The 6,890-nt window shown below is 69.8% G+C and carries 4 protein-coding genes and 1 pseudogene; 1 reads left to right on the top strand and 4 read right to left on the bottom strand.

Annotation, left to right across the window (positions count from 1 at the left end; translation table 11 throughout):
• From ACYVE7_RS26225 to ACYVE7_RS26210, 4 genes and pseudogenes are all read right to left on the bottom strand, one after another.
• On the bottom strand, nt 1–420 hold a 420-nt coding region (locus tag ACYVE7_RS26225), incomplete at its 3' end, for an urease accessory protein UreH domain-containing protein (protein ID WP_460368166.1).
• A gap of 29 nt (nt 421–449) precedes the next feature.
• Nucleotides 450–1,514: a DUF3616 domain-containing protein gene (locus tag ACYVE7_RS26220; protein WP_460368164.1), complete on the bottom strand. Its 1,065-nt coding sequence runs from the start codon at nt 1,512–1,514 to the stop codon at nt 450–452.
• Nucleotides 1,515–1,574: 60 nt separating this feature from the next.
• Nucleotides 1,575–2,015 (bottom strand): annotated as a pseudogene (locus ACYVE7_RS26215) (response regulator); the annotation flags it as partial.
• Nucleotides 2,015–6,157, bottom strand: a complete 4,143-nt coding sequence (locus tag ACYVE7_RS26210; RefSeq protein ID WP_460368161.1) for a hybrid sensor histidine kinase/response regulator — start codon at nt 6,155–6,157, stop codon at nt 2,015–2,017. The gene ACYVE7_RS26210 and the pseudogene ACYVE7_RS26215, both read right to left, overlap by 1 nt.
• Before the next feature lie 66 nt (nt 6,158–6,223).
• Here ACYVE7_RS26210 and ACYVE7_RS26205 point away from each other — a divergent pair.
• Nucleotides 6,224–6,890: GAF domain-containing protein (locus ACYVE7_RS26205; RefSeq protein ID WP_460368160.1), on the top strand; the 667-nt coding region annotated here is incomplete at its 3' end.

The following is a 6,890-nucleotide window of genomic DNA, read 5'->3' as shown; positions in this document are numbered from 1 at the left end:
CACCGTCGCCGCGCCCAGGACCGCGGATCCATGGCCGCGGGTCAGCCGTCCCAGCCGGCCGTCGTCATGGCCGCAGGCCGCGCAGTCGGAGTCGCAGCCGCACGCCGCCTTCTTCCGGCGGCGGACCGGCACCCCGAGCAGATCGAGCGCGAAGTACGCCAGCACCAGCGCCGACGCGATGAGCAGCAGCGACCGCAGCCACGGACCCGGCTGCACCGCGCCGCCGAGCAGCCCGAGCACCGCGCCCAGCAGAGTGTGCGAGACCAGCTTCCCGGCCAGGAACGCGACGACCGGACGGACCGGGTCACGTGCCTCGCGGACGGCCGCGGCGAGCAGCCCGGCCTGGAGGGCGGCGCAGGTCGTGGCGCCCGCGAGCAGGCCCGTCCCCGCGCCGGTGGCGAACAGTGCTCCGGCACTCACGCCAGGTGAGTGCCCAGCGCGGGTCTAGATCACTCGCCCGGAACCGGCCGGTCCAGGACGAACACGTCGGCCAGCATCCCGCCGCCCGGCGTGTGCCGCGCCGCCGCGGGGCTGTCGTAGACGACGATCAGCTTGCCGTCGCTGATCACCGCGATGCCCTCGGCGTGGTCCTCGCCGTCACCGTGCGGCAGATCCGCGACGTGCTCGGCCTCCCGGACGATGTCGGGCAGCTCGGTGTGGGAGGCGTCGCGCCAGCGGAACAGCCGGACGGGACCGGACAGCGCCATGCTCGGACCGGCCAGGATCAGCAGATCGTCGCCGTCCGGGCACAGGTCGCGGATGCCCAGACCGGCGAGGTCCAGGAAGTGGGTGTGGTAGCGGGTGCCGTTGAGGCGGCGCAGCCGCAGCCGGCCCGGGTCGTCGGGGTCGGTCTCCGGCCACACCTCGACCAGCGCCGCCCAGCCGCGCAGCACGGGCCCGCGGAACCCGATGTACAGGCGCTCCCCGTGGACCGCGACGCCCTCGACGTCCACGCCGATGTACTTCGACGGGATCTTCAGGAACGGGCCGAGATGCGGGTCGTCGGTGAGGAGGTCGGCGACGGAGTCGCCGCGCCCGCCCAGGACGGCCGCGGTCCGGCCGTCGGCGGCCTTGCGGACCCGGTCGGGCAGCCCGTCGGGCCCCTCCTCCAGCGGCAGCCGCACCAGGATGTAGCGGTTCTCCTCGCGGACGACCGTGGCGAGCCGCTTGCGGGACTTGCGGTCGTCGTGCTCGGCCTTGATCCGCTTGCGCTTCAGGCTGTGCGAGCCGACCGCCCAGAGCCAGCCGCCCTCGCTGGCCAGGCCCTCGATGTCGGCTTCCTCGTCGGGACCGGCCGGCAGTTCGACGAAGTCGGCGAGGGCGAAGGTGGCCTGGTCGGCGTAGCCGGTGACCGTTCCGTCGGGGGCGGTCACCTCGGTCAGCCGCTCGATGGTGGCGGTCTCGTCGCCGGCGACCCACAGGCAGCGTCCGTCGCGCCGGATGGCGGACAGGTTGGTGTGGGTTTCGGCGTTCCGGCTGTCGAGGCCGAACAGCAGTTCAATCTGGCGTTCCACGTTCACCCGCCGATCCTGTCATGAATCGTTCGATACCTCACCGCGATCCCCCAAACGGCCGCGCAGCAGCGCCGCCTGCTCCCGCAGCAGGGCGGCCTGCTGGCGGAGCTGCCGGTTCTTGTTGTGCAGCTCCACGAAGACCGACACCTTCGCCCGCAGCACCCAGGGGTCGAACGGCTTGGCGATGAAGTCGACCGCCCCGGCGGCGTAGCCGCGGAACGCGTAGTCGGGGTCGCTGTTCACGGCCGTCAGAAAGATGATCGGGACGTCTCGGGTCTTCTTCCGGCGCTTGATGTCGCGCGCGGTCTCGAACCCGTCCATGCCGGGCATCACCACGTCCAGGAGGATCACCGCGTACTCGTCGGTGAGCAGCGCCTTCAGCGCCTGCTCGCCCGAGCGCGCCCGGATCAGATCCTGGTCGAGCGAGCTGAGGATGGCCTCCAGCGCGATCAGGTTCTCCTCCCGGTCGTCCACCAGGAGGATCTTCGCCTTGTCGCCCATCAGTTGCCCTCCATCCGCTGGAGCCACGCCCGCATGACGCTCAGCAAGTGGTCCACGTCCACCGGTTTCGGCACATAGTCCGACGCGCCCGAGGCGAGGCTGTCCTCCCGGTCGCCCTTCATCACCTTCGCCGTGATGATGATGATCGGCAGATCGGAGAACTGCGGCATCCCGCGGATCGCCTCGGTGGTGGCGTAGCCGTCCAGCCCGGGCATCATCACGTCCATCAGGACCAGCGAGATGTCCGGGTTGCGTTGGAGCAGGTCGATGCCGGCCTGACCGTCCTCGGCGTACAGCACGTCCATCCCGTAGCCCTCGAGCACCGACGTCAGCGCGAACACGTTCCGGACGTCGTCGTCGACGATCAGGACCTTCCGGCCCGACAGCACCAGGTCCAGGTAGTCGGCGGGTGCGTCGTCCAGGAAACCGGCCAGCGCGGCGCCCGTCTCGATCGCCCGCGGCACCTCGACGGTCGGCAGCAGCGTGTCCGGCGGATGCGGCGTCTCGCCGATCACTCCGGCGTACTCCACGGGCAGGTACAGCGTGAAGGTCGAGCCCTGGCCGACCCGGCTCTCGGCGTGGATCTCGCCGTTCAGCAGATACGCGATGTTCCGGCTGATCGACAGCCCGAGCCCGGTGCCTCCGTAGCGGCGGCTGGTGGTGCCGTCGGCCTGCTGGAACGCCTCGAAGATCACCTGGAGTTTGTCCTCGCTGATCCCGATCCCGGTGTCGGTCACCCGGAACGCGACCACCGAACCCGCCGTCTGGAGGCTGGGGGAGGTGACCTGCTCCGGATCGGCCTTGCCGACCGTCAGCCTGACCTCGCCGTCGGCGGTGAACTTGACCGCGTTCGACAACAGGTTCCGCAGCACCTGCTGGAGCCGCTGCTCGTCGGCGAAGAGCATCTCGGGCACGCCGGGCTCGGTCCTGACGTCGAAGGTCAGGCCCTTGTCGACGGCCAGCGGCCGGAACGTGGCGTCCACGTACTCGACCAGCTTGTTCATCTCCAGCGGCTGCGGATGGACGTCCATCTTCCCGGCCTCGACCTTCGCCAGGTCGAGGATGTCGTTGATGAGCTGCAGCAGGTCGGTGCCCGAGTCGTAGATGGTCTTGGCGAACTCGACCTGCTTGGGCGTCAGGTTGCCGTCGTTGTTCTCCGACAGCAGCTTCGCCAGCACCAGCAGGCTGTTCAGCGGGGTCCGCAGCTCGTGCGACATGTTCGCCAGGAACTCCGACTTGTACCGCGACGACACCGCGAGCTGCTCGGCGCGCTCCTCCAGGGTCCGTCTGGCCTGCTCGATCTGGAAGTTCTGGATCTCGATCGCGCGGTTCTGCTTGGCCAGCAGCGCCGCCTTCTCCTCCAGCTCGGTGTTGGACCTGCGCAGTTCGGCCTGCTGCCGCTGGAGTTCGTCGGAACGTTCCTGCAGCTCCTGGGTGAGGCGCTGCGACTCCGCCAGCAGCGACTCGGTCCTGGCGTTGGCGATGATCGCGTTGATCGTGACGCCCATGGTCTCGGTGAACTGGTCGAAGAAGTCCAGGTGCACCGGGGTGAACCCGCCGAAGGACGCCAGCTCGATCGCGCCGAGCACCTGGTCCTCGAAGACGATCGGCATCACGATCACACTGGACGGCGCGGCCTCGCCGAGCCCCGACTTGATCCGGATGTAGTCGGCGGGCGCCGACTGGATGAGGATGGTCCGCCGTTCCATCGCGGTCTGCCCGACGATGCCCTCGCCGAGCCCGAACCTGACGTCGCCGTTGGCCGACACCGAGATCCCGAACCCGGCCTTCAGCACCAGCTCGGGCTCGCCGCCCGTCGGCTGCTCGGCCAGATAGAGCGCGCCGTACTGGGCGGACACGGTCGGCGTCAGCTCGTTCATGATGAGCTGGGCGACCTGCAGCAGGTCGCGGTGGCCCTGCATCAGGCCGCCGATCCTGGCGAGGTTGGTCTTCAGCCAGTCCTGCTCCATGTTGGCGCGGGTGGTCTCGCGGAGGTTGGACACCATCAGGTTGACGTTGTCCTTCAGCTCCGCGACCTCGCCGCTCGCCTCGACGGTGATCGACCGGGTGAGGTCGCCGCTGGCCACACCGGACGCGACCTCGGCGATGGCCCGCACCTGGGTGGTCAGATTGCCGGCCAGGTCGTTCACCGATTCGGTGAGCCGCTTCCAGGTGCCGGACACGCCCTCGACCTCGGCCTGGCCGCCGAGCTGGCCTTCGCTGCCGACCTCGCGGGCCACCCGGGTGACCTCGGACGCGAACGACGACAGCGTGTCGACCATGGTGTTGATCGTGGTCTTCAGTTCGAGGATCTCGCCGCGGGCGTCCACGTCGATCTTGCGGGTGAGGTCGCCGTGGGCGACGGCCGTGGTGACCTGGGCGATGTTCCGCACCTGGTAGGTCAGGTTGGTCGCCATGCCGTTGACGTTGTCGGTGAGGTCCTTCCACACGCCGGACACGCCGCGGACCTGCGCCTGTCCGCCCAGCCGCCCCTCGGTGCCGACGTCACGGGCGACGCGGGTGACCTCGTCGGCGAACGCGGAGAGCTGGTCGACCATGGTGTTCAGGGTCAGTTTCAGTTCGAGGATCTCGCCGCGGGCGTCCACGTCGATCTTCTTGGTGAGGTCGCCCTGGGCGACGGCCGTCGCGACCTGGGCGATGTTCCGGACCTGGCCGGTCAGGTTGGTGGCCATGTTGTTGACGTTGTCGGTGAGGTCCTTCCAGACCCCGGACACCCCGCGGACGTTGGCCTGTCCGCCCAGGTTGCCTTCGGTGCCGACCTCCCGGGCCACGCGGGTGACCTCGTCGGCGAACGCGGAGAGCTGGTCGACCATCGTGTTGACGGTGTCCTTGAGCTCCAGGATCTCGCCCTGCGCGTTGACCGTGATCTTCTTCGACAGGTCGCCGTAGGCCACGGCCTTGGTGACCTGCGCGATGTTCCGCACCTGGTAGGTCAGGTTGGTCGCCATGCTGTTGACGTTGTCGGTGAGGTCCTTCCACACGCCCGAGACGCCGCGGACCTGCGCCTGGCCGCCCAGGTTGCCTTCGGTGCCGACCTCCCGAGCCACGCGGGTGACCTCGTCGGCGAACGCCGAGAGCTGGTCGACCATCGTGTTCAGGGTGTCCTTGAGCTCGAGGATCTCGCCCCGCGCGTCCACGGTGATCTTGCGGCTCAGATCGCCGCGGGCCACGGCCGTCGCGACCTGCGCGATGTTCCGCACCTGGTAGGTCAGGTTCGACGCCATGCTGTTGACGTTGTCGGTGAGGTCCTTCCAGACCCCGGACACCCCCCGGACGTTGGCCTGCCCGCCCAGATTGCCTTCCGTGCCGACCTCCCGGGCCACGCGGGTGACCTCGTCGGCGAACGCGGAGAGCTGGTCGACCATCGTGTTGACGGTGAGTTTCAGCTCCTGGAGCTCGCCCGCCGCCTCGACCGTCACCTTCCGGGTCAGGTCGCCCTTGGCGACGGCCGTGGTCACCACGGCGATGTCGCGGACCTGGGCCGTCAGCCGGCCCGCCATCGTGTTGACCGCGCTGGTGACGTCGCGCCACCGTCCCGACATGCCCCGCAGCGGCGCCTGCCCGCCCAGCCGCCCCTCGGTGCCGACCTCCCGCGCGACCTGGGTCACCTCGGAGGTGAAGGCGTCGAGCTGATCGACCATATGGTTGACCGAGCGCGCCATTCGCAGAAGTTCACCGCGCAATGGTCTTCCATCGGAGCGCAATTCCACTTTTTGCGAGAGATCTCCGGCGGCGACCGCGTCCACTACTCGTGCCATCGCGTGCGCGGGCCCCGTCAATGCCTCGATGAGCGCGTTGGCCGAATCCACGCTGACCGCCCAGGAACCCGTGCCGGGCCCCGCCGCCAGCCGTTCCTCCAGATGGCCCTCCCGGGACACCTCGCGGCGCACCCTGGCCAGCTCGTCGTGCTGGTGCTTGGCCCGCTCCCTGATCTGCCGCACCATGAGCAGGGCTTCGAGCGCCGCGCCTTCGGCGGACGCCTCCTCATCGTCGCGAAAATCACCATCGCGTACTCGCGCGAGGGCCTGGAGCAGCGGTTCGAGGTCCGCGTCGCTGTACCGAGGGGTGGTATCCAGCCGTGAGTTCGCGCCACCGCCGGACCGTGCATATGTACGAGGCATAGGGTTTACTCCTCAGCAGTCCTTTGCAGTCTGTCATTGATCGCCCGATGGGACAGGATTTGGGACTTGGCCGCTTCCCCGGAATTCAACGAGCGGACCTGGCGCGGCTGGATGACGTTCGTGGCCGAGGCCAGCGAACTGCTCGCCGGAACCCTCGACCCGCACGGCACGCTGGCGCTCACCGCCCAGATGATCGTGCCGCGGGTCGCGACGTGGTGCGCCGCCTACACCGACGAGAGCGACCGGCCGGTCTACGTCTGGCACACCGACGAGGACCTCGCCGACGCGCTGACCGAGCGGCTGATCGCCGAGGGCGCCCCGCCTGAGGGGCCGCCCCAGCCGTGGGCCGGGGAGGTCGCCTGCACGATACCCCTGGTCGCGCGCGGCCGCAGGCTCGGCGGGATCGCCGTAGGACGCGCCGAGCGGTTCCCGCTCGACTACTACGAACTGGCCGAGGAGCTGGCCCGCCGGTCGGCGCTGGCCTTCGACAACGCCCGGCTCTACGCCGTCCAGAAGGCCACCAGCCTGGCCCTGCAGCGCAGCCTCCTGCCGCCCGACCCGCTGCCCCAGCCGCCGTGGGTGGAGTTCGCGGTCTCCTACCACCCGGCGGGGGAGGGGGCCGAGGTCGGCGGCGACTTCTACGACGTGTTCGAGGTGCCGCCCGGCCCCGACGGGGTGGCGCGCTGGCGGCTCGCGATCGGCGACGTCTGCGGCACGGGGCCCGGCGCGGCGG

Source organism: Actinocorallia lasiicapitis, from assembly GCF_054778695.1.
The sequence above is the reverse complement of the archived record's forward strand: the minus strand, read 5'-3'. Positions and strand labels throughout refer to the sequence as shown.

What these genes read in the sequence shown, in the direction of transcription:
- ACYVE7_RS26210 (WP_460368161.1), bottom strand. Translation starts at nt 6,157, where the DNA reads ATGCCTCGTACATATGCACGGTCCGGCGGTGGCGCGAACTCACGGCTG.